We start from the raw sequence: 765 nt of genomic DNA on the forward strand, positions 1-765 counted from the left end.
TTCGGCGCGTAGCCCGCGTCCACGGCGGCGCGCGAAGCCCCCATGGCGGCGCCGAGCTTGTCGGCCAGCGGCGTCATGATTTCCATGAACTTGTCGTGTGAACCCAGGGCCCGGCCACCGGAGACGATGATCTTGGCGGCGGTCAGCTCGGGGCGGTCGTTCTTGGCGATTTCGCTGCCGACAAACGTGGCTTTGTCGCTGGCGGCAACCGCCGTCACACTTTCCACGATGGCAGTGCCACCGCTGGCGGGGGTCGCGTCAAAGCCGGTGGTGCGCACGGTGATGACCTTGATCGCGTCCAGGCTTTGCACGATGGCAATGGCGTTGCCGGCGTAGATCGGGCGCTCGAAGGTGTCTGGGCTGTCGACCTTGGTCACATCCGAGATCTGGCCCACATCCAGTTTGGCGGCGACGCGCGGGGCAATGTTTTTGCCGGAAGCGGTGGCCGGGAACAGGATATGGCTGTAGCTGCTGGCCAGCGCCAGCACTTGGGCGGCGACGTTTTCAGCCAGGCCGTGGGCGAAAGCGTCGCTGTCGGCGTGCAAGACCTTGCTCACGCCCGTGATCTGGGCTGCGGCTGCAGCCGCCGCGGCGGCGTTGGCACCGGCGACCAGCACATGCACCTCACCGCCGCATTGGAGCGCGGCGGTCACGGTGTTGAGGGTGGCGACCTTGATAGTCGCGTTGTCGTGTTCGGCAATTACGAGTGATGTCATGTTTGTGCTCCTCAGATGACCTTGGCTTCGTTCTTGAGTTTGTCCACCA

1 protein-coding gene is annotated in these 765 nt (G+C 64.7%); it reads right to left on the reverse strand.

Annotated elements, in window-relative coordinates; genetic code table 11:
* Positions 1 to 716, reverse strand: a 716-nt coding sequence (locus C5P05_RS00825) for an electron transfer flavoprotein subunit alpha/FixB family protein (protein ID WP_157979162.1), incomplete at its 3' end; no start/stop codon positions are given.
* Positions 717 to 765: the final 49 nt, after the last annotated feature.

The sequence above is a fragment of the Rhodoferax ferrireducens genome, from assembly GCF_003347515.1.
Taxonomy (GTDB): domain Bacteria; phylum Pseudomonadota; class Gammaproteobacteria; order Burkholderiales; family Burkholderiaceae_C; genus Rhodoferax.